This is a genomic window from Bacillus sp. FSL L8-0654 (genome assembly GCF_038629965.1).
Classification (GTDB): domain Bacteria; phylum Bacillota; class Bacilli; order Bacillales; family Bacillaceae; genus Bacillus; species Bacillus safensis.
Map to the genome: position 1 here is coordinate 610,522 of NZ_CP152026.1, position 21,435 is coordinate 631,956.

Annotated in this window: 17 protein-coding genes, 1 pseudogene, 1 riboswitch and 1 other annotated feature; of the genes and pseudogenes, 10 read left to right on the forward strand and 8 right to left on the reverse strand. The window is 39.3% G+C overall.

The genetic code is table 11. The features are described from left to right. Window positions 1–17 precede the first annotated feature (17 nt). Complete coding sequence (gene gabP / locus MHH65_RS03060; protein ID WP_024424482.1) at window positions 18–1,406, reverse strand: GABA permease; 1,389 nt, start codon at window positions 1,404–1,406, stop codon at window positions 18–20. A 482-nt stretch (window positions 1,407–1,888) separates the two neighbouring features. On the opposite strand from gabP, the gene MHH65_RS03065 reads away from it, so the two are divergent. The 5 genes from MHH65_RS03065 to guaA all read left to right on the forward strand — a co-directional run bounded on the left by MHH65_RS03065 (window position 1,889) and on the right by guaA (window position 8,979). Beyond that, window positions 1,889–2,788 (forward strand): cation diffusion facilitator family transporter, encoded by a 900-nt coding sequence (locus MHH65_RS03065; protein ID WP_044335634.1) that lies wholly within the window; start codon window positions 1,889–1,891, stop codon window positions 2,786–2,788. A 102-nt stretch (window positions 2,789–2,890) separates the two neighbouring features. After that, window positions 2,891–3,853, forward strand: a complete 963-nt coding sequence (locus MHH65_RS03070; protein ID WP_268413426.1) for a MoxR family ATPase — start codon at window positions 2,891–2,893, stop codon at window positions 3,851–3,853. Between the two features lie 101 nt (window positions 3,854–3,954). Then, window positions 3,955–5,040, forward strand: a complete 1,086-nt coding sequence (locus tag MHH65_RS03075) for a DUF58 domain-containing protein (protein WP_335350874.1) — start codon at window positions 3,955–3,957, stop codon at window positions 5,038–5,040. Window positions 5,041–5,049: 9 nt separating this feature from the next. Further along, entirely contained in the window at window positions 5,050–7,251 is a 2,202-nt protein-coding gene (locus tag MHH65_RS03080) for a transglutaminase domain-containing protein (RefSeq protein ID WP_335350873.1), read from the forward strand. A gap of 186 nt (window positions 7,252–7,437) precedes the next feature. Continuing rightward, complete coding sequence (gene guaA / locus MHH65_RS03085; RefSeq protein WP_024424487.1) at window positions 7,438–8,979, forward strand: glutamine-hydrolyzing GMP synthase; 1,542 nt, start codon at window positions 7,438–7,440, stop codon at window positions 8,977–8,979. Window positions 8,980–9,034: 55 nt separating this feature from the next. On the opposite strand, the gene MHH65_RS03090 is transcribed toward guaA, so the two are convergent. The 4 genes from MHH65_RS03090 to MHH65_RS03105 all read right to left on the reverse strand — a co-directional run bounded on the left by MHH65_RS03090 (window position 9,035) and on the right by MHH65_RS03105 (window position 13,733). Beyond that, window positions 9,035–9,544 (reverse strand): YbaK/EbsC family protein, encoded by a 510-nt coding sequence (locus MHH65_RS03090; RefSeq protein WP_065215072.1) that lies wholly within the window; start codon window positions 9,542–9,544, stop codon window positions 9,035–9,037. A gap of 38 nt (window positions 9,545–9,582) precedes the next feature. After that, window positions 9,583–10,641 carry an AraC family transcriptional regulator gene (locus tag MHH65_RS03095; protein WP_098676699.1) on the reverse strand — a complete coding sequence of 353 codons (1,059 nt, stop codon included), beginning with the start codon at window positions 10,639–10,641 and terminating at the stop codon, window positions 9,583–9,585. After that, window positions 10,642–12,303, reverse strand: a complete 1,662-nt coding sequence (locus tag MHH65_RS03100) for a 2-isopropylmalate synthase (RefSeq protein ID WP_335350871.1) — start codon at window positions 12,301–12,303, stop codon at window positions 10,642–10,644. A 57-nt stretch (window positions 12,304–12,360) separates the two neighbouring features. Then, window positions 12,361–12,626 (reverse strand) — a binding site (T-box leader). Window positions 12,627–12,845: 219 nt separating this feature from the next. Beyond that, on the reverse strand, window positions 12,846–13,733 hold the full coding sequence (locus tag MHH65_RS03105) for an AraC family transcriptional regulator (RefSeq protein WP_335350870.1): 888 nt from the start codon (window positions 13,731–13,733) through the stop codon (window positions 12,846–12,848). A 104-nt stretch (window positions 13,734–13,837) separates the two neighbouring features. On the opposite strand from MHH65_RS03105, the pseudogene MHH65_RS03110 reads away from it, so the two are divergent. Together MHH65_RS03110 and MHH65_RS03115 are read left to right on the forward strand one after the other, a co-directional pair. Then, window positions 13,838–14,147: pseudogene (locus MHH65_RS03110) on the forward strand (GMP synthase (glutamine-hydrolyzing)); the annotation flags it as partial. A 324-nt stretch (window positions 14,148–14,471) separates the two neighbouring features. Next, entirely contained in the window at window positions 14,472–15,653 is a 1,182-nt protein-coding gene (locus MHH65_RS03115) for a hypothetical protein (protein ID WP_327827371.1), read from the forward strand. 340 nt (window positions 15,654–15,993) lie between these two features. On the opposite strand, the gene MHH65_RS03120 is transcribed toward MHH65_RS03115, so the two are convergent. Together MHH65_RS03120 and MHH65_RS03125 are read right to left on the reverse strand one after the other, a co-directional pair. Beyond that, window positions 15,994–16,554 (reverse strand): GNAT family protein, encoded by a 561-nt coding sequence (locus tag MHH65_RS03120; RefSeq protein WP_327827370.1) that lies wholly within the window; start codon window positions 16,552–16,554, stop codon window positions 15,994–15,996. Window positions 16,555–16,558: 4 nt separating this feature from the next. After that, window positions 16,559–16,744, reverse strand: coding sequence for a hypothetical protein (locus MHH65_RS03125; protein ID WP_046314157.1), 186 nt, complete (start codon window positions 16,742–16,744; stop codon window positions 16,559–16,561). A gap of 178 nt (window positions 16,745–16,922) precedes the next feature. Here MHH65_RS03125 and MHH65_RS03130 point away from each other — a divergent pair, with 178 nt between their 5' ends. Both MHH65_RS03130 and MHH65_RS03135 read left to right on the forward strand, forming a co-directional pair. Beyond that, on the forward strand, window positions 16,923–17,468 hold the full coding sequence (locus MHH65_RS03130; RefSeq protein WP_327827368.1) for a sigma-70 family RNA polymerase sigma factor: 546 nt from the start codon (window positions 16,923–16,925) through the stop codon (window positions 17,466–17,468). After that, window positions 17,437–18,885, forward strand: coding sequence for a DUF4179 domain-containing protein (locus MHH65_RS03135; RefSeq protein ID WP_327827367.1), 1,449 nt, complete (start codon window positions 17,437–17,439; stop codon window positions 18,883–18,885). Before MHH65_RS03130 ends, MHH65_RS03135 begins: the two co-directional genes overlap by 32 nt. A gap of 18 nt (window positions 18,886–18,903) precedes the next feature. Here MHH65_RS03135 and MHH65_RS03140 read toward each other — a convergent pair whose 3' ends face one another. Then, on the reverse strand, window positions 18,904–20,091 hold the full coding sequence (locus MHH65_RS03140; protein ID WP_335350998.1) for an MFS transporter: 1,188 nt from the start codon (window positions 20,089–20,091) through the stop codon (window positions 18,904–18,906). A 100-nt stretch (window positions 20,092–20,191) separates the two neighbouring features. On the opposite strand from MHH65_RS03140, the gene MHH65_RS03145 reads away from it, so the two are divergent. Continuing rightward, window positions 20,192–21,088, forward strand: a complete 897-nt coding sequence (locus tag MHH65_RS03145; protein WP_024426705.1) for a LysR family transcriptional regulator — start codon at window positions 20,192–20,194, stop codon at window positions 21,086–21,088. A 115-nt stretch (window positions 21,089–21,203) separates the two neighbouring features. Then, a riboswitch (purine riboswitch) is annotated at window positions 21,204–21,305 on the forward strand. Window positions 21,306–21,435: the final 130 nt, after the last annotated feature.

Genomic DNA, 21,435 nt, shown 5'->3' on the forward strand with positions numbered 1-21,435 from the left:
GCTTTTCAGCGGGAGAATTACGGGTGTTTATTTTCAAGCGCCGCATTTGCAGGCACTTTTTTATTCGGTTTAAAGATGAAATAAGCAGCCAGTACGCCAAAGGTAATGATGCTCGTCAAAATGAGCTGTGGCCGCATGGATTCGATAAACAGCATCGATGCCAAGATGGCGCAAATGACCAAAATGGTAAAGTACGTGAGGTATGGGAACAGCCACATTTTGATTTTGAGCTGTTCTGGATTTTCTTTTTCGATTTTGCGTCGCATTCTTAATTGTGAAACGGCAATGACCAAGTAAACAAGAAGGGCAATGGCACCAGATGCGTTGACTAAGAACAAAAAGATGGTTTCAGGATAAAAGTAGTTCATCATGACGGCAATGTAGGAAAAGAAGGTACCTGCGACTGTAGCCGCTACAGGAACACCACGTTTGCTGATTTTCATAAAGCGTTTCGGCGCTTCGCCTCTTTCTGCTAATGAATAAAGCATTCTGGACGTTGTGTACAAACCGGAGTTTAAACAAGATAGAACAGCTGTTAAGACAATGACGTTCATGACTTGAGCGGCTGATGGAACACCAATGTATTCTAATACCGCAACGAACGGGCTTGTTAAAATACTTGCGGAATTCCAAGGAAGCAAGGTGACAACGACAGCAATTGATCCGACATAGAATACGATAATACGCCATACAACAGAGCGGGTGGCTGTCGTCACAGATTTGACTGGGTCTGCTGATTCACCGGCCGCTATGGCCACAATCTCCGTTCCCATGAAGGAAAAGATGACGACGACGATTCCGAGTAACACAGAGCTGAATCCATTTGGAAGAAAACCGCCGTTCCCTGTTAGATTGGCAAGACCTGAAGTATGATGACCGCCAAAACCAAAGATAAATGCAAAACCAATGAGTAGAAAGAGAATGATGCTGACGACTTTAATTAATGAAAACCAATATTCAAATTCGCCAAAAGATTTAACAGAAAAGATATTTGTTAATGTTAAGAGGATTGTGAGGATAAGACTTGTGAGCCAAACAGGTGCATCTCCATACCAATATTGAATAATGGCAGCACCGGCAATGGCTTCGATGGCGATGACGATCACCCAGAAGAACCAGTAAAGCCAGCCGATTGTAAACCCGGCCCATGGACCGATGGCATCGCTCGCATATTGTGAGAAAGAACCGCTTGTCGGATAGGCACATGCCATTTCTCCAAGCATTCTCATAATAAAGATCACCAGAAGTCCGGCAAAAGAATAGGAAAGAATGGATCCAGGCCCTGCAGAATGAATGACAGCGCCACTACCAACAAATAGCCCTGCCCCAATGACCCCAGCAATGGAGATCATCGAAATATGTCTTGTTTTAAGGTTTTTTTGAAGACCGTTTGTCATGTTGGACATTTCTTTACCTCCAAACATTTCTCATGAATAGAGAATTTGTTTTTAGAATATTTTAAATTTTATCATACTGAATTGTCATTCAGCATTGGACAGGTTATCAAACTGACATTTCAAACCTCTTAACACGATGTTAAAAAGTAGAAAGGATTTGAGAGATTATGTTCCCTCTTTTCCCTCTGTTTATTTTTAAAATAGCATAAAAAAGGAAGGAGGGAAGTTGTGTCTCAAAATAAAATTATTCTGATAATTTACCAGAGAAGAGTGATTTGACGATATGTCCATTTCGAAGAGAATTGGAAAAAGGTTGATGGGAGTAGGTCTTGAGGTCATTTGACCTTGTAAAAATAAGTTTACTTAGGTCAACACATTTCTATTTATCCTATTTTGCTGACATAAGCGAATCATGTTGCTGTAGACCCACACGGGCTTTGCTTTGTAAGATAAATAATAGAAAAGTGATGTGTGAGGAGGCGCGGTTCAACATGGAGCGCTATAACGAATTAAGACAAGGTGAAACAGGTGCTTGGGTCAGCATCATTGCCTATGTGATCTTATCTGCGGTCAAACTCATTATTGGGTATGTGTTTCATTCAGAGGCTCTTTCAGCAGATGGATTGAATAACACGACGGATATTATTGCATCCCTTGCTGTGTTGATTGGGCTGCGTATTTCTCAAAAGCCGCCTGATGAAGATCATCCGTATGGTCATTTTAGAGCGGAAAATATTGCGTCTCTTGTGGCTTCCTTTATCATGATGCTTGTTGGACTTCAAGTTTTGCTGAGTGCAGGCCAGTCGCTCTTCTCATCTGAGCATCAAACGCCGGATATGATCGCGGCTTGGACAGCAGCAGGAAGTGCTGTTGTGATGTACGGTGTGTATATTTATAACCGCAATCTGTCCAAACGAATTAATAGCCAGGCTCTCCATGCGGCAGCTGCTGATAATAAATCAGATGCGTATGTGAGTATTGGAACATTTGTAGGAATTATGGCCTCTCAATTTCAGCTGGCATGGATTGATACGCTAGCAGCCTTTGTCATTGGCTTAATTATTTGTAAAACTGCGTGGGAGATTTTCAGAGATGCCTCTCATTCGTTAACAGACGGTTTTCATATCAAAGATATGTCTAAATATAAAGAGACCATTGAAGCAACACCAGGAGTAGGCGATTTAAAGGATATAAAAGCGCGTTATCTTGGAAGTACAGTCCATGTGGATGTAGTGGTTGAGGTCGAGCCTAACTTGAACATAGCAGAAAGCCATGATATTGCAGATGAAATTGAACGAAGAATGAAGCAGGAGCATGATATTTTACACTCTCATGTTCATATGGAGCCAGCAAGTAAGTCAAAAGAAGAGAAGAAGTCTTTCCCATCGTGAGAAGGCTTCTTTTTTATACGTGCTGATGTTATATGCAAATGCGCGTTGTATGGTAAAGTTAGACTATATGAAATTTGACAGAAACGTGATAGGAGGATCAGGATGGCATTTGATGAACCGATGCATTCAGATTTACAAAAAATCGTAGATAACATCAATAAAGTCATGGTTGGGAAAAAAGACATTGCGATATTAAGCCTTGTTGCGATTTTGGCGAAGGGGCATGTGCTGCTAGAGGATGTGCCTGGTGTAGGGAAGACGATGATGGTTCGTGCTTTGGCAAAATCCATTGGCTGTGAGTTTAAGAGAATCCAATTCACTCCTGACCTTTTGCCTTCAGATGTAACAGGCGTGTCGATTTACAATAAAAAGACGAATGAATTTGAATTTAGGCAAGGACCGATCATGGGGCAGATTATTTTAGCTGATGAGATCAACCGGACTTCTCCTAAAACACAATCAGCATTGCTTGAAGCGATGGAGGAAGGCAGTGTCACAGTGGACGGAGAAACGATGCCGCTTGCGGATCCTTTTTTTGTCATGGCGACACAAAATCCAGTGGAATATGAAGGAACTTATCCGCTGCCAGAAGCGCAAATGGACCGGTTTTTATTCAAGCTGCAGATGGGATATCCGACCATGCTCGAGGAGCTGGAGGTTCTCAACTTGCAGGAGAAGCAATCCCCGATTGATACGCTTCAAGCTGTCATGACAAAGGAACATATCCATGCGTTGCAGCAGGCTGTTCAGACCATTCATGTGGATGCATCCATTAAAGAATATATTGTTGAAATTGCTCAAGCGACGCGTAAACACCCATCTGTTTATCTAGGTGTGAGTCCAAGGGGATCGATCGCCTTGATGAAAGCGGCACAGGCGTATGCACTTTTGAATCAGCGCGATTATGTGATTCCTGATGATGTACAGTATTTGGCGAATTATACATTACCGCATCGTATGATTTTGACATCAGAAGCGACATATGAAGGGAAGAAGGCGGAGACACTGCTGCGGCAAATGCTTGAGCAAATTGGCGTGCCAGTTCAAAAGTCGATGACTCAATGAAGTCACGTCATCGTGTAGCAATTTCATTATGGTTAAGGGTGATGATGCTCATCATTCTCACTGCGGCAGCCTTTTGTTATGCCATGTTTCAGGGAGGGTTTGTGAGTTGGTTCCTTTTTTATGCATTTTTACCATATGCTTTGTATGCATTGCTGTTTGCACTTATTCCGCTTCGCGCGACAGCCAAGAGGACAATACAGCAAACAAGCTTAAAGGCGGGGGATGTGCTGTCCGTTGACCTTGAAATCAAGCGGACACATCCATTTCCGTACGTTTACGTCATGATAGAGGATGCTCCGCCAGATACCTTTCACTTACAGGAACAGATTGAAATGAAGCAAATGCTTTTTCCTTGGTTTCGGAAAACTTGGCGATTTTCCTATCAATTGAATGATGTCATGCGGGGAGAGCATCATTTGACAGCGGTTAGAATCAAAACGGGTGATATGTTTGGGTTTGTTGAGAAAGAAATCATCATTCCGTTAGAGAAGAAGCTGCTTGTCTACCCCAAAGTGCTGGATATCCCGGTGGAGCCTGCTGAGTCAGTGAATGAAAATGGAAGCAAAGCGGTTCACTCTTGGTTAAATGAACCGACCCATGTGACAACAGGCGTAAGGGAATACCAGCAAGGAGACCGTTTTGCTTGGGTGGACTGGAAGACGACGGCCAGAAGAGGCCAGCTGATGACGAAGGAATTTGAACAGAATCAATCAAAGGACCTTGTCGTGTTTGCTGATTTTACCGATCAAACTGTTTTTGAAACAGTCGTCTCTATTACAGCATCTGTTCTTCAAACGGCTGTGAAAAAAGGCGTGCCGTCAGGTCTTGTCCCTCTAGGAGATCAGCATGCCTTTCGAGTCGATCAAGGAGAACTTCATTTACAGAACATGCTTTATTATTTAACAAGGGTGCAGCATCAGCCTTCCCGCGCACTAGAATATAAACCGTTAGCAGCGAGTGAGTACCAGCACTCAGGAAAATATGTCGTCACGGGTCAGCTGCAGGAGGAGCTTGCGGCAAGTCTTTTTGGAAATCGAAACAGAAAGAACATCACCGTGCTTTTAGTGAAGAAAGCCGTTGACCATTTGACGACAAAAGAAAAACAGCTTGTAGACCGGCTCAAGGCCTCTGGAATACGCACCACCCTTTTATTTGAAGACCGGCTGCACGAAAGAACTGTGAGGTGACAAACATTTATGCTGCATACGCATCTGCGGCAAAGCCGTTTTGAATTGTTCATCTATTATGCTGTAGCTTTTCTGCTACTATGGGAGTGGCTTCGTCCACTTCAGGATTTTACAGAGACGAGCCATACGTCTTATTTCATCATTTTTATCGGGCTTACGTGTTTGTTTACGTTCTTTCGTCTGAAGTGGTATGTGACGTTTCCTATTTGTGCTGGACTGATTTTGCTCGCCTTATATTTGATCTTTTATCAATCAGCGCCAGGTTATCCGGCTGCTTTGTTTGCTGATATCAAGGATAATATCACGTTAATGAGCATGGGCATGTGGAGTGACATGTATCCGTCTTTCCGCACATTGTTGTTTTATATTTTGCTGTGGCTGCTTGTCTATTTGCTTCATTATTGGGTGGTCTATCAGCAGCGTATCTTTTTCTTTTTACTGATGACGATTGTGTATGTCACGATTCTTGATACGTTTACGCCATATGATGCGACCTTTGCGATCGTTCGTATTATGGTATTTGGATTTTGTTTGCTTGGATTGCTGTATTTTGATCGACTGCGTTCGGCTGAGGGCGTTCGGGTGTCACAGAAAGCGCGCCTAAAGTGGTTTTTGCCCATGCTGGTGCTTGTCCTTCTATCAGCGTCACTCGGCGCTTCTTTGCCAAAGTCTGATCCGAAATGGCCTGATCCTGTCCCGTTTTTTAAGGCAGTGACGAATCAAGATGGGACAGCCGGGCAGAATAAAGTGGGATATAGTGCAGATGATTCGGCGCTTGGCGGACCATTTAGTGAGGACCGCACACCTGTCTTTAAATGGAGCGGAAAGGAGCCGTCTTACTTTCGTGTAGAAACAAAAAGTATTTACACAGGAAAGGGCTGGGAGGATGCTTCAAATGATACGAAGTCTACTCGGTTAAAGGACGACACTGTGCCGAATCGGTGGTTTACTGAGCGAGTGAAAACAGAGGTACATGAAACGAGAGTCGATATGGAATCGAACTATCGATTTAATCATGCCGTCTATCCGATTGGTACGATTACGCTGACACCAATGGAAAATATTCCGCTGCAAATCATGGGCAAAACGGAGAAAATTGTCCCGTCTATGCAAAACCCACCTAAAAATTTAGGGAACTATCAAGTCAGCTTTTTATCCCCTACATTTATCCTGGAGGATTTACAGAGAATCAAAGTACCGACAAAGAAGCAGGTGAATCAGCAGGTAGGCCGTGAATACTTGCAGCTTCCATCCTCACTCCCAGAGCGTGTGAAAACTTTGGCAAACAGCTTAACGGAAACGAAGGACAATATGTATGATAAAGCCAAAGCAATCGAGGATTATTTAGGATCTGCGAAGTTTTCATATGAAACGCAGAATGTCGCTGTGCCTGGTCGTAATGAAGATTATGTGGATCAATTTTTATTTGATACGATGATCGGCTATTGTGATAATTTTTCAACCTCTATGATTGTGATGCTTCGTTCGATCGGAATTCCGGCGAGATGGGTGAAAGGGTATACGTCTGGCCAGTTATATGAAACACAAATGGATGGAAACAATGTGTATGAAGTGACCAATAACAATGCGCATTCATGGGTAGAGGTTTATTTTCCAAACAGAGGCTGGGTCACCTTTGAACCGACAAAAGGATTTACAAACCCAGAGACATTTACGAATGAAGCTGTTTCAAGCGATCAAACGGATGATCAAAAGGAAGAAAAAGATCAGTCTAGTTCTGATGCAAGTGAAGAAAAGCAGCAAGACCAGCCTCGGCAGGAGACAGAGCAGCCGGCACAACCAAAGGAACAAACAGCGCAGGCAAAGCCAAATATGGTGCATGTTGGTTGGGTTATAGGTTATGCGGCAGGAGCTATTGTCCTGCTTGGATTCATCAGCTGGATGCTTTATCGATTTAGAACAAGATGGCTGCCATTCTTTATTGTAAGAAAGGTGAAACGTCTGCCAGAGGATGAAGCATTCTTCTATGCGTATGCAGCTCTATTAAAGCAGCTAGGGCGCAGAGGAATCGAGAAAAAGCCAGGTATGACGCTAAGAGAATTCGCTTCGTTGATTGATGAGAAGAATGGAGACCATCATATGTCAGAGCTGACGCAGTTTTATGAACGTGCGCTCTACCGGCGAGAGGATGCCTCGGCGCTTTGGCAGCAATCGGCAAAGTTATGGGAAAATTTAATAAACAGGAGATAGTCTTGACCGCGTACCTTCCTGTTGTTAGAATAGGTGAATATTAAAACCTTCTAAAATACATGAAATTGAAGCGTTCGGATGTGAGTCTGGGCGCTTCAAAAGCGTGATTCACACTGAGAGCAGGTTTTCTCCTCTCATTTTTTCTGTGCGTTTATAAAAAACTATATTGGACATAGAGGTGACACCATGACAAATTTAGTAAATGAAATGATTTTGGTTCTCGATTTCGGCAGTCAGTACAATCAGCTGATCACACGCCGTATTCGTGAATTTGGTGTGTACAGTGAGCTTCATCCGCACACTTTAACTGCTGAAGAAATTAAAGAAATGGCACCTAAAGGAATCATCCTTTCTGGTGGACCAAACAGTGTTTATGATGAAGGATCTTTCCGCTGTGATGAAAAGATCTTTGATCTAGACATTCCGGTTCTAGGCATTTGCTACGGCATGCAGCTCATGACTCACTATTTAGGCGGGAAAGTAGAAGCGGCCAGCCAACGTGAATATGGAAAAGCAGATATCCATATTAACGGAACACCTGCTTTATTCAAAGACCTTCCAACTGATCAAGTCGTTTGGATGAGCCATGGTGACCTCGTTGTTGAAGTACCAGAAGGCTTTACAGTCGATGCAACAAGTGCACATTGTCCAAACTCAGCCATGAGCTTAGCTGAGAAGAATTTCTATGGCGTTCAATTCCATCCAGAGGTTCGTCACTCTGAGTACGGAAATGACCTATTGAAAAACTTTGTCTTCGGCGTGTGTGATTGTGATGGCAAATGGTCAATGGAGAACTTCATTGAAATCGAAATGCAGAAAATCCGTGAAACAGTAGGCGACAAGCAAGTATTGTGTGCACTAAGCGGCGGTGTGGATTCATCTGTTGTGGCGGTATTGATCCACAAAGCCATCGGCGATCAGCTGACATGTATTTTCGTTGACCACGGTCTTCTTCGCAAAGGCGAAGCAGAAGGGGTTATGAAAACATTTAGCGAAGGTTTCAACATGAACGTGATTAAAGTAGATGCGAAAGATCGTTTCTTAAACAAGCTAAAAGGTGTGTCTGATCCTGAGCAAAAACGTAAAATCATCGGTAACGAATTCATTTATGTATTCGATGATGAAGCGGACAAGCTAAAAGGAATCGACTACTTAGCACAAGGAACACTTTACACAGACATCATTGAGAGCGGAACAGCAACGGCGCAAACAATCAAATCTCACCACAACGTAGGCGGTCTTCCAGAAGACATGCAGTTCGAATTGATTGAGCCACTCAATACGCTATTCAAGGATGAAGTTCGTGCCCTAGGTTCAGAGCTTGGCATTCCTGATGACATTGTCTGGAGACAGCCATTCCCAGGTCCAGGACTAGGTATCCGTGTACTAGGTGAAATTTCTGAAGAAAAACTAGAAATCGTCCGTGAATCTGATGCGATTCTACGCGAAGAAATTGCCAACTTCGGCCTTGAGCGCGACATCTGGCAATACTTCACGGTTCTCCCAGACATCCGCAGCGTAGGTGTCATGGGTGACGCAAGAACATACGACTACACAATCGGTATCCGTGCTGTTACTTCTATTGATGGTATGACGAGTGACTGGGCAAGAATCCCTTGGGACGTGCTTGAAAAGATCTCAACTCGTATCGTCAATGAAGTGAAGCATATTAACCGCGTGGTGTATGATATTACGAGTAAGCCGCCTGCTACGATTGAGTGGGAATAATTGTAAAAGAGCTAAAAACCTTTGTGTATCAAGGGTTTCTAGCTCTTTTTTATTATTAACTGCACTTTTCCCTTCCGTCTTCATGTGTTAATGAATCATTCCATCCCTTACACACATCAATCCATTGTGAATAACCGGAGTGTTTTTCTAATTGTTTTATTGTGAGTTCAATAGCACTGTTACTGCTCCCGCAGGCTGGATAGACTGTCTCAAAACGTTTGAGTGAAATATCTAAATAAACAGAAACGCCATTCTTTATAGCAAAAGGACATACTCCGCCAATTTCATGACCGACCAAGTCAACGACCTCATGAGGAGAAAGCATTTTAGCTTTTGTTTTAAAATATTCCTTGAATTTTTTGTTATCAACTTTTGCATCGCCAGAGGTCACAATTAAAATAGCTTGTCCATTTACTAGAAAGGAGAGTGTTTTTGCGATTCTTTCAGGTTCGCAGCCCAATGCAGAAGCAGCCAAGTCTACAGTTGCACTAGATACTGAAAATTCTTGAATTCGAGTATCCATATCATATTGTTTAAAATAATCTTTTACTTGTTTGATTGACATGATGATTTCTCCTTTTTATTTGTATTGATTGATGTTTGCTAGACTTTATTATTTAAACGATATTGATGTGGTGTTACGTGATACTTTTTCTTAAATAAACGAATGAAATGCTCTACATTTTGATAACCAACGGCTGCCGCAATATGATCTACTTGTGAATTGCTGCCAGTGAGCATTTCGCAGGCTTTTTCCAATCTTATTTCTTGTCGAATCTCACGAAATGATTTGCCAAGCTTACGAGATATATATTTTGACAGGTAAGACTGTGAAAGGTTAAATTCCTCTGCCATCTCCTGGATTGTTATATGCTCACAACATTGCTGAATATATTGGAGCATTTGAATAATACGTATTTCACGATATTGTTTGACCTGATTTACGTTCATATGACTTGGTTTGAACCTTAATAAAAGACATAATAATATCTCAAACAAATTATTCATAATCAACTGGTAACTAGGAAACCGATTATAATTTTCTGTAAATAGTTGAAGAGAGCAGTCTAGCAAATGTTTATCCAAGTGACTATGGAAAATAAGAATATTTTTATTTTCTTTTATATACAATGCATTCAAAAAGAACTCTGAAATGACATTATTTCCTTTTAACATTTTAAAAAACACTTTTTGAAAAGTACTCTTACGGATCATGATTTGCATGGCGATTGTATTCTCCATTACAATTGGCTTGTGTAGGGTGTCAGGTGGAATAAAGGCAATATCTCCTGATTTTAAAGTCATTTTTTTATCTTCCACTTCTAAACACATCTCATTTTCCAGAACATAGATCATCTCAAAGAAATCATGGATAGCCGACAATTGAGGCATAAAACGGCTATACTTTCTCACTTCGATATCTTTCTCCTGACCTAACCACATGGTATCTTCCTTTTCAAATTCGTTCTGCCCATTTTGCAAAAATTCTTCTATATATATTTGCTTATGCATTAAATTGTGTTTATCATAATCCTTCAAAAATAATTGCAATGATTGATAGTCCTGCTTTTTCTGTTGGTATTGTAGATAAAAGATTTCTTGCTCGTTATATTCTCTTAAATATTGCATCACTTCATGTTTTTCAAGTTTATCTTTTTCCATCTACATCCAAACCTCTAGTTTATTTACTGCAACCATCAGGGCTTTCACTGTTGCTTCTATAATATCTTTATCAATTCCAGCACCCCAATGCATTTTTCCTTGATATGAAATTCCAATCTGTGCACAGGCTTGTGCTTGGGAATCCTTTCCTAAAGAATTCTGTTCATAGACTTCTAAAACATATTCGAGATGAAAATATGCTTTTAACGCATTACTGATTGCATCTAAACTTCCAGTGCCAGTTCCTTGTATTTTAATTTGTTGATCATCTCTCAGCAAAGTTAAGGTAACTTCCTGCTTCTCTCCTTTATGAAATTGATAATCAAGCAGCTTGAAATGAGGGTGAAAATCAACATACTGTTCTTTTAAAACATGATATATTTCTTCGATAGACAAATCCCTATTTGTCTGATCAGATACTTTCTTCGCTGCATATCCCATGGCTTCATTCATTTGATAAGGAAGTTGAATGCCATAATTTGTTTCTAGTATATAGCCTATGCCGCCTTTTCCAGACTGGCTGTTGATTCGAATCACATCCGTTTGATAATTCCTCCCCAAGTCAACTGGATCTACTGGAATATACGGAACGTCCCATTTATCAACATGATTTTCCTTTCTATATTTCATACCTTTAGATATCGCATCTTGATGTGACCCGGAGAATGCGGTGAAAACCATCTCCCCAGAATATGGCTGTCTCTCATGAACAGTGGTTTTTGTTAGTTTTTCATATTTTTTACGAATAGCTTCTAGGTTATTGAAATTCAATTTTGGATCATAGCCTTGTGAATACATATTCATCGCCAAGGTAATCAAGTCTACGTTCCCTGTACGTTCACCGATACCAAATAATGTACCTTCGACTCTTTCTGCGCCAGCTAGAACACCAAATTCTGCATCACTCACCCCAGAGCCGCGGTCATTATGAGGATGAACAGATAATGTCACACTGTCTCGATAAGATAGATTTTTGTGTATATACTCAATCTGACTTGCAAAAATATGAGGCATTGAATATTCAACTGTGGTCGGAATATTGATGATCGCTTTATGATTTGGTGTCGGTTTCCAAATATCTAAAACACTATTACAAATATCTAACGCATAATCAACTTCTGTTCCTGGAAAGCTTTCAGGACTATATTGAAAATAAATATTACTATTTGTTTTTTCGGCAAGTTCTTTTACTAAAATAGCTCCATCAATGGCAATTTGTTTAATTTCATCTTTTGTTTTCTTAAATACTTGTCTGCGCTGCGCTTCTGAAGTCGAATTATATAAATGAACAATCGCTTTCGGTACTCCCTTAATGGCTTCGAAGGTTCGGCGGATAATATGCTCTCTCGCTTGTGTGATCACCATAATCGTGACATCGTCTGGAATCATATGATGATCAATCAGTGTCCGTAACAGCCTAAACTCCGTATCAGAAGCAGCTGGAAATGCGATCTCAATTTCTTTAAAACCTATCTCTACTAATAACTGAAACATTTCCAATTTTTCTTCTAAGTTCATAGGAATAGGTAATGCTTGATTTCCATCCCGTAAGTCCACACTGCACCATATCGGAGCACTTTCTAATGTTTCTTTCTTCACCCAATCATACGTAAGGTTCGGTGGCAAAAAGTATTTCTTTTCGTATTTTTTGTGGTTAAACATCATCGATTCCTCCTAGAAAATAGAATATAAAAAAAGCCTTTCATCCCCAAGATTTAACTTGGAGACGAAAGACTTCTTCTTACGCGGTACCACCCCTGTTTCATGATAACCATACATTATCATGCCCTTATTCGGATACAGATTGTTTGATCTGTATCCTTCCCATATAACGGTGGGGGGGGCCGTCCTTAACTACATTGATACTTTTCATTTCACTAAGGCTACTCTAAGGTGAGTTCCCTGCCTTTTTGTTATTGCTTCTCATCAACCAGCAACTTTCTGAAAACATTTCGGCAAGTACTATTCCTTATCATCGCATTCTCATTTTTCTGATTTTTTCTATTATACCAAGTCTATAAAAAAGAGATAGTGATAGGGATATCTTTTTTAATTGATTTTTTTTGTTCTATGGGTGCTTATCTTTAATCCTCTTCACCAAATAAAATTCCAAGGCCACAAATAAAGGTGAGTGAATTCATAGCGAACAATAAAATCGCACCAATTTTTTTCATGGCAATGAACCTCCTCTTAAATTCAGTCTGCTAGCCTTCAAAATTTAAATTCACTGGTTCATCCTCTAGATGATCCACAGTATTTTGTTCTGTCACTGGCACGCTTTCATCTACAATTTTAAAACTAAGTTCGTCCATCCAAATGTGACCTTGACCATGTAGTAATATGCCAAACGCAATGACTTCACTTTTGACTGGAACATCCAATACTACACTAAAATGATTCCAGCCGTTTGTTCCTGTAATGGGGCGGTTCATCATGTTGTCAAACGCAAGAACTTCACCTGAAGAATGGTCAATCCTCATCCATAAACCAGCTGAACCTTTCACCTCTTCGCTTTTGACAAAAGCAGAAAATTGAAGGCGTTCTCCACGGTAACGATCAGACTTAATTTGCTGCATCAAGGTCGCGAATCCTCGTGCTTTTTCATCCTTGGATTTCAGGTAAGCTGAGGTAGTACCACTGTGTACAATTCTGTCATCCAGACCTGTTTCATAATCAGATGGTGTTTCTCCCGTCATAATCCAGCCAGTAGGTGTGTTCTTATTTTCAGCCATATTTGTTTCCTCCTTATCAATGACATTCCTTAGTAATCTCCGATAACGTGCGGGTGACATATCATATATCTTCTTAAAGGCTCTAGTGAAGGATTCCTGTGAACTAAATCGATACTGCAATGCGATATCGATCGCCCTTTGGTTCGTATGAATTAAATCCTTCGCCGCTTGGGTCATTCGACGTTCCCGTATATAATCAACAACTGACTTCTTAATCACTTTTTTGAATATACGGTGAAAGTGAAACCTAGAATAACCAGCGTGTTTCGCTAGAGTTTGAAGCGGTAAATCATCTTTCAGATGCTGTTCAATATAATTTAATGTTTCTTGAATCGTTTTCTCATGTTCTTGATAGGACAACCGAGCACCTCCTTGCCTTACGAGTTTAGTATAGCGGAAATGATCTTTAGGAAACTTGACTTTTTGTGCTGTGTTGCAATTTTAGAATGGACCTTTTAGTCCTAGGTTCAGGACTGGGTATCCGTGTACTGGGTGGAGTTTCTGAAGAAAATCTAGAAATCATCCGAGAATAAGATTTAATTCTACTCGAAGAAATTGCCATCTTGGGCTTTGAGTGAGACATCTGACAATATTTTAAGGTTCTCCCAGACATCCGCAACAAAGATGCCATGGATGACGCTAGAATATACGACTAAACAATTGGTATCGGTGCTATCACTTTGATTAATGGCAAGACGAGTGATTGGCCTAGAATTTTTTTGGAATGTGCTTAGAAAACTCAATTCGTATCGTGAATCAAATGCTGTGAAATAAATTTTTTTAGTTATTCTCATGGAGAAGCCCTCTAAGTCAGTTTCACCAACTTATAAACAAAATTATGAGTCTTAATAGTAGCAGGCATTGCTTTCATTTGATACAATTAATTATAGTGATTATTCCCAATATAAAATGAATTGAAATAAATCTACCTAGTAAGAATAATCAATTTATATTCAAAGGAATACATACTTCAAACGATGTTAAAAAAATATCCGTGATAATGATTTAATTACAGTTTCAGCAGAACTGCAAAAAATATTTAATTAGATAAATGTAGGTTGAGGGATATTGAAAGAAAATCAGGTGTGAGGGAATACAATGAATGAACAACTTAAAATTATTATTGATCTCATAATTAAAGCAGATAATACAATTGAAAAGAATATCATATTCGAAAAATTTTTTAGTAAATCAGATAATATAAAAATATTTTTATTCGATGAAAAATATTCAAATATTAATGAAAGTTTTAAAAATAGGGAAATTAACGGATATAAAATATTTGGTCCTACTGACTATACAAAAATGTGGATTCTTGATAGTAAATATATTGGAGAGGATTACCGAGAATTAAAAGTTGGTAAAGTTGTACATTTTGATTTGAATATTTTGACGTATTTAAACAGGTTATTAAATGATTATAGACTAAATATTCAGAAGAAGGAATTTCTCGATTATCTAAATTTTTTTAAAAATAATCAATTCAATTATAATATTACTACTGCATTAATGGAACGCTCAATGTCCAATATAAGTGGTGTTGATAAGAATATTTGGAGCGAAATTATTCTTTCATACGTTAAATTTTCAAATATAAAGTTTGATATAAACGAACCAGATATGTTTTTGTTATCTGAAGCTGACTATAGCTGGGCTAAAGAAATCTATTATAGTTTACTTGAGTGCAGAAATCAGCAAGATGTTAAATACACCGCATTATGTTGCTTGTTACTTAAAGCATTTTTGGTGAAACAAGATAAGAAAATCAAAAATAAACTAGAAGTTATATTGCAGTATTCATTAGATGTATTGAATGTTTATTTAGAATTGGAGACTGTACTTATCAATTTTTATTTAGAATCTGATAAATCTATTGAAAAAACTTTTCAGAAAATAAAAGGGTACTCTAAAAAAACTGTTGAGCGCATTTTAAATACAGTTTGGGATATTTACCATGTAAGATTAATAGAACAATCTTTTTTTATAGATAATAGTAATAAGGAAGAGATATTTTTATCATATTTCAGTTCAAGAGATGATGCTTTTAATGAGTTATCTAAAATAAATCAAATAAAGATTTTTGTAATTAATGATGGAAGACCGCTTGCAATTCGAGAGGTAGGTATAAAAGATATTTGTAACGATGAATTTTTATTAAATAAAATTGAAAGCGAAACAAGTAAACGTAAAAATAATGTCACTAAAATAGATTTTAAAAATGAAAAATCTAAATTAATCAGTGAAATTGAAAATGGACAAAAGTTATTTTTTGGAATATGAATTATTGCAACTAAAACAGATTAAAGAATAGGCTATTTTTATTTGAATTTTGTACCTAGAAAAGAAAAGTAAGTGAAATAGTGTAAACTATTAAATTCTATCAAAGAATTTAAAATTATTGATTACTTAAGTGTGGATCTGCATTTTGTCCAAAAATTTTTACTATTACTGATACAATAATTATAGAAAGGGTGTTGAATATTGCTGGAATTGTAAGTAAATTAGAAAGGTTACCATGCAAAGAAATTTCTAGTCATTAATTTGACTAGAGGTTTCTTACTGGGTAATTGTGCAATTTTAAATCGTTCACTTTAACGCTTCTGTTTAAATATCATTCAGTTTATTTGAAATCCCTCTTCAAAATCGAATACATAAACACATCATCAAACCCATTCTGACCAAGATCATACTCCCGCAATAAACCCTCTCTTACAAAATCAAATTTCTCCAATAATTGAACGGAAGATGTATTTTCTGGATCAATAATCGCTTCAATCCGATTCAGATTCATTTCCTGAAATCCATATCGTAGCACCGCAGCAATCGCCTCGCTCATGATGCCTTTTCTCCAATGATCGTGGTGTAATTCATAGCCAATTTCGGTGCGGAGGTGCTGTTTTTCTAAATTGAGAAATCCGCAGCTGCCGATGATGGCTGGATTGTCTTTTAGAGAAATGCCCCAGCGGATCCCTGTTTGTTCTTTGAAGATGTCGTGATACCACTTGATTTCTCCTTGTGTGTCTTCAATCGTTTCATGAGCATCGATTCCCATGTAGCAGCACACGGTTTCATTGGATAAATAGATATGCATATCCTCAGCGTCTTCGGTCGTCGCTTGTTTTAAGATTAGTCTTTCGGTATGTATTGTTGGAAATGTTTGTGGAAAGTTGATTTTGTTCATTTGGTTATCCTCCATGAGATGTCTTTTGTTCTGTACATGCCTTACAATAAAAAACCCCTTCATTCCTCAGCCAAGCCTTCACCTCTGTCATTCCTTTTCTCTTTGGATAGATCAGCTTGACGTACACTTCTTCGTTTCCTTCTATCTTTTTCTGACAGCTAGCACACGCGGGTTCTTCAAATAGAAACAATAGACTTACTCCTTTTTGTACATATTTCTTCCATTATATCAAATGTTCGACAAAATCTTTGCGGCTCGTTCTTCACTTTCTCTATTTTTATCCGACATATGCTAAGTAAAAGAAATTTCCATTTGTTGAAACCGTTTGAGAGAAAGCTTGCTCTAACAGGTGTAGGAGGTGTAGTGAGATGAAGCAAGTGCGTCTAATTAAAAAAGCACAAAAAGGGAATGTCCCGGCATTTGAGAAATTAATGCTGATGTATCAGGAGCGTTTATATAAAACGGCTTTTCTCTACACAAGAAATAAAGAGGATTCGTTAGATGCTGTTCAAGAGACGGTATTTAAAGCGTTTAAGCATCTATCTGGTTTGAAAGAACCGGCTTATTTTTCTAGCTGGCTGACGAGAATTTTGATTCATACAATTTTTGCGATGAAGAAAAAACAGCAAGATGTTGTTCCGTTTGAACAGCATCATGAGAGCGTTGAGCGACATGATTTTTTAGAAGACAAGCTCGATTTAAAACATGCACTTGAAGTGTTAGATGAGCAATATCAGCTCGTGATTCAGCTATTTTATTTTCAAGATTATTCAATTTCGATGATTTCTGAGCAGATGGGTGTGCCTGAAGGAACGGTTAAAACTCATTTGTATCGAGCAAGAAAGTTATTAAAGCAAACATTGGAGAAGGAGGAGAGTGTCGATGGAACGAAAAGAAATGAAAAAGCTTTATGATGAGATTGATGTACCAACAGTTGAAGTGACCTCTGCGATTCGCCAAGCCATTGGGGATGTGAAAGCGGAACAGAAAAGACATTGGTTCAATTGGAACTGGAGAACGCCAATATACTCTGCCATTGTTCTCATCGTCCTTTACTTTTCATCAGGTTTCCTTTTTCCTTCTCTTAATACAGCGATGGCACGTGTCCCGATTATTGGGCAATTTTATATGATGTTTCACGATAAAGTAGGAATGGCTCTTTTTCAGAGTGATTTGGTGAAACATGTCAATGAGGGGGCTGAATCAAGAGGAATTACTGTGAAAGTAAACAGTGTATACTATGATGCCGGGCGTCTTGTTTATACGTTTACTGTCGATCATTTGAATACAAAGGAAGATTCTGTACCATTCATCGTCAGCAACTTAGATCATATAAATGAAAATTTCCGACCGAGTTACGACAATCAGGAATTGAAAAAATTAAAGGATGGCCGATATGTTGGACAAATGGAAGTCTATACAAATGGACAGACAATTAAGCAAGGTCAAAAAGCCCCACTCGTCATTTCAAAAATTGGAGATATTGTAGGGAATTGGCGTTTTGAATTACCTGTGGTCAAGCAAAAAACCACCTTACTAGCGGGACAAAAAGACGTGTTTATTTTAAATGGACGTTATCAAATAAGAAATGTAAAGGTAGAAAATGGAGTGAATGGCTCTGCTATTCAATATGCCATTGATTACAATGGTTTTGCCAAAGATGATAAAGTTAGTATACATGGGATGAAAGATAATTTAGGAAATGAGTATGAGCTTGAGATTGGAACTGTTTTAAGGAAAAAACAACTGACTTCTGATAAAAATAGAAAAGAACATTTGACGATTTTGAATCAGCCGATCAATCCAAAGGCGACCGAATTGACATTTGACACATCTGTGGATATCGAACGAGAATACAGCCACATCATTCCTCTCAAGACAAAGCTGCCTGTTCAGTTCAAAACAAAACACCATGGCATCGGAATCAAAATCAATAAGATAAAGCAAAAAGACCGTTCTGTGATTGTTGATTATCAATTTACTGGAGTAGATCGAAAAGAATTAGATCAGGATGTGATGGAGAATATAGGTGAATTCATTGGATTAGGCGATGTTGAAAAGATGAAATCATGGCCCGATCCACAAGCAGACTATGAAAACGGATATTACTTGAAGGGGAACAATGCGAAGGTAACCAATTTGAAGTCAGCTTCGATGCAATCCACCTTTGAATTTGATAATAAGGAGTTAGAGACTTTATCATTAAACCATTTTTCATTTAAGGATTATGGGCTTTATCTTAATTTGTCAGATTTGAATCTGTTGGCACCGCAAAAAGAAATAACGGTAACCATTCCAGTCAAAAAAGAAACTTCAAAAGCTAGTCGATAAATAAGAAAGCGAACATGGTTATACATGTTCGCTTTTTGTCTGTTGTTCCACCAGTCGATGACGATTGAACGAATACCTGATCAATATCAACGCCACAAAACTAGCTAATCCACCAATCCAACTTAAATTCGTGACATTTGTATACTGTATAATCACGCCGCCCATTGACGATCCGAGCATCATGCCGATGTTCATAATCGCTGTATTAAAGCTCAGCACGGTTTCTGATGCTTGGGGTTTAAGGGAGATCAGATAAAATTGCTTCGCTGGTGTTGTTGTCCATGTGGCGATGCCCCAAATGGCGAGTGTGATCAAGACGCTAATTGTAGAGAATTGCGTAAAGAATAAGGCAAAGAGAGCGAACATCTGGATCATGATGCTGATCGAGATGGTTCGGTTTGGTCCCCATTGATCAACGGCGAAGCCGCCAAAGCGTGAGCCGATAAAAGCAGAAATGCCTAAGACGAGCAAGGCCATGCTTGTCATTTCAATTGAAAAGCCGGCGGTCTGTCGTAATAAAGGAGAGATATAAGCAAAGACCATCGTGTAGCCTAAGATCCAAAAGACCGTCGTGGCTAAGCCGCTGATCACTCTGCGGTCTTGAAGAATGTGTAATTGCTGCTTTAATGGCAGATGTGAATGTCCCTCTATGCGTGGCAGCAATTGATAAAGAAGCAAGAAGAGACAAGCAGTACCTAGTGCAATGATGAGAAAAATATAGTGCCAATCCACGTGGCCTGATAGAAATGTTCCAATCGGCACACCAAGTACGAGTGAAACAGTGAATCCAGTGATGACAGTCGCCATTGCGCTTCCCTTTTTTTCTGGCGGGGCGATCTGCGCTGCATAATTCGTGGCGACGACAATATATAAACCGCCGCTCATGGCCATGATGACACGAGAGAGCAGGAGCAGCACAAAATGATGGCTGAAAAAGGCGAGCATATTGCCTAAAATAAACACAAAAATAGCTGATAACAAAACCTTTTTTCGGTTCAGCTTCGACGTTGCCATGACTAAAAAGAGAGCGCCCACTGCATAAAAAAGAGAATAGACGGTGATGAGCTGTCCGGCAGCAGGAATAGAGATGTGTAAATCAACAGCAATGATATCTAGAATGCCTGACACAACGAATTCTGACGTGCCTGTGACAAATGAACCGACAGCTAAAAGAATGATTAATAGCTGATGAGATGTGTTTTTCATTTTGAACCCTTCCTTCATGTTGATACGTTGTCTTTAGTTTAAATTCCGTGCTAACATAAGTAAAATTGATGTTTTTCATGAAGGAGATGAGTAAATACTCATGAGCTTTGTTCGCTTTGATATTATCGCAAAAGTTGTGGAGCTTGGCAGTTTTACAGCAGCAGCTGAAGCATTAAATATGACGCAGTCAGCTGTCAGTCATGCAGTGGCAAATTTAGAGTCAGAGTGGGGCGTGTCTTTATTCATTCGTGACCGAAAAAAAGGTATTATGCTGACGGAGATTGGTCAAACGCTTCTCCCGCATATTAGAGAAGTGTTAAATAGAGTGGAGAAAATCCAGCAAGAAATTGCGTTAACGAAAAATATTGAAACGGGCCTGATTCGTATCGGCACATTTGCCAGTGCCTCTGCTTGTTTATTGCCTAAACTGCTTGTGAGCTATCAGAAAAAACATCCGAAAATCGAATTTAAATTCTATGAGGGAACGTATGAAGAAATATTGGAGTGGCTGGATTCTGGCATCATTGATGTTGGATTCGTTGTAAAGGGTCATGCGGATGAAGCCTTTGATTTAATGCCGCTTATGAAAGATGAGATGGTCGTCGCCTATCACCCAAATCATCGATATGAACAGCAGCCCATTGTGGATATAACAGATTTGGCGGGTGAACCATTTATTATGCCGACTGGCATGTATCAATCACATGTAGAGGATATTTTTTCAGAGGCGCAAATGAAGCCGGCTGTTTTATTTGAAGTTCATGATTGTACGACCATTGCCCGTATGGTCGGGGAAGGACTTGGCGTCACGATAGGTCCGGAGTTATTTTTAAAAACGCAGCAGCTTGTGCATATTCGCCAGCTGAATGTCTCTCATCATCGTGAGGTTGCGCTCGCCTGTCCGTCGCTCTCTCAAGCTTCGCCGGCAGTGAAAGAGTTTTTCCATGTAGCCGAAGCGGTTTTTGCAAAAGAGAAGGATTTGGGGAAGGGTGTATAAAGAACTACATGTGAATTTCCAAATTCGTGTAATAAGACGAATGAAGCGGACATTTCTTTGAAAAATGTTCGCTTTTCGTATTGTGTTTTAAAAATGAAGTTGGTACAATAGACACAGAAATCAAATAGATAGAAGTCGTATAATCGCGGGGATATGGCCCGCAAGTTTCTACCAAGCTACCGTAAATGGCTTGACTACGTCAATTCACACTCGTTTGATATAAATCATGCATTGTTCTTGTTTTATGTCACAGTCTGAATTCACATATGGTAGTCAAGCGTCCCAAAATTGTTGGGGCGTTTTTTATTTGACTAGTGAATGGGGCAGGCTAAAGCAAAAGGACATGA

Coding starts and splice junctions, on each gene's coding strand:
- MHH65_RS03120 (WP_327827370.1), bottom strand. CDS start 16,554: ATGAACAAAATCAACTTTCCACAAACATTTCCAACAATACATACCGAA.
- MHH65_RS03115 (WP_327827371.1), top strand. CDS start 14,472: ATGAATGAACAACTTAAAATTATTATTGATCTCATAATTAAAGCAGAT.
- guaA (WP_024424487.1), top strand. CDS start 7,438: ATGACAAATTTAGTAAATGAAATGATTTTGGTTCTCGATTTCGGCAGT.
- MHH65_RS03140 (WP_335350998.1), bottom strand. CDS start 20,091: ATGAAAAACACATCTCATCAGCTATTAATCATTCTTTTAGCTGTCGGT.
- MHH65_RS03135 (WP_327827367.1), top strand. CDS start 17,437: ATGGAACGAAAAGAAATGAAAAAGCTTTATGATGAGATTGATGTACCA.
- MHH65_RS03145 (WP_024426705.1), top strand. CDS start 20,192: ATGAGCTTTGTTCGCTTTGATATTATCGCAAAAGTTGTGGAGCTTGGC.
- MHH65_RS03070 (WP_268413426.1), top strand. CDS start 2,891: ATGGCATTTGATGAACCGATGCATTCAGATTTACAAAAAATCGTAGAT.
- MHH65_RS03080 (WP_335350873.1), top strand. CDS start 5,050: ATGCTGCATACGCATCTGCGGCAAAGCCGTTTTGAATTGTTCATCTAT.
- MHH65_RS03065 (WP_044335634.1), top strand. CDS start 1,889: ATGGAGCGCTATAACGAATTAAGACAAGGTGAAACAGGTGCTTGGGTC.
- MHH65_RS03095 (WP_098676699.1), bottom strand. CDS start 10,641: ATGGAAAAAGATAAACTTGAAAAACATGAAGTGATGCAATATTTAAGA.
- MHH65_RS03130 (WP_327827368.1), top strand. CDS start 16,923: ATGAAGCAAGTGCGTCTAATTAAAAAAGCACAAAAAGGGAATGTCCCG.
- MHH65_RS03090 (WP_065215072.1), bottom strand. CDS start 9,544: ATGTCAATCAAACAAGTAAAAGATTATTTTAAACAATATGATATGGAT.
- gabP (WP_024424482.1), bottom strand. CDS start 1,406: ATGTCCAACATGACAAACGGTCTTCAAAAAAACCTTAAAACAAGACAT.
- MHH65_RS03100 (WP_335350871.1), bottom strand. CDS start 12,303: ATGTTTAACCACAAAAAATACGAAAAGAAATACTTTTTGCCACCGAAC.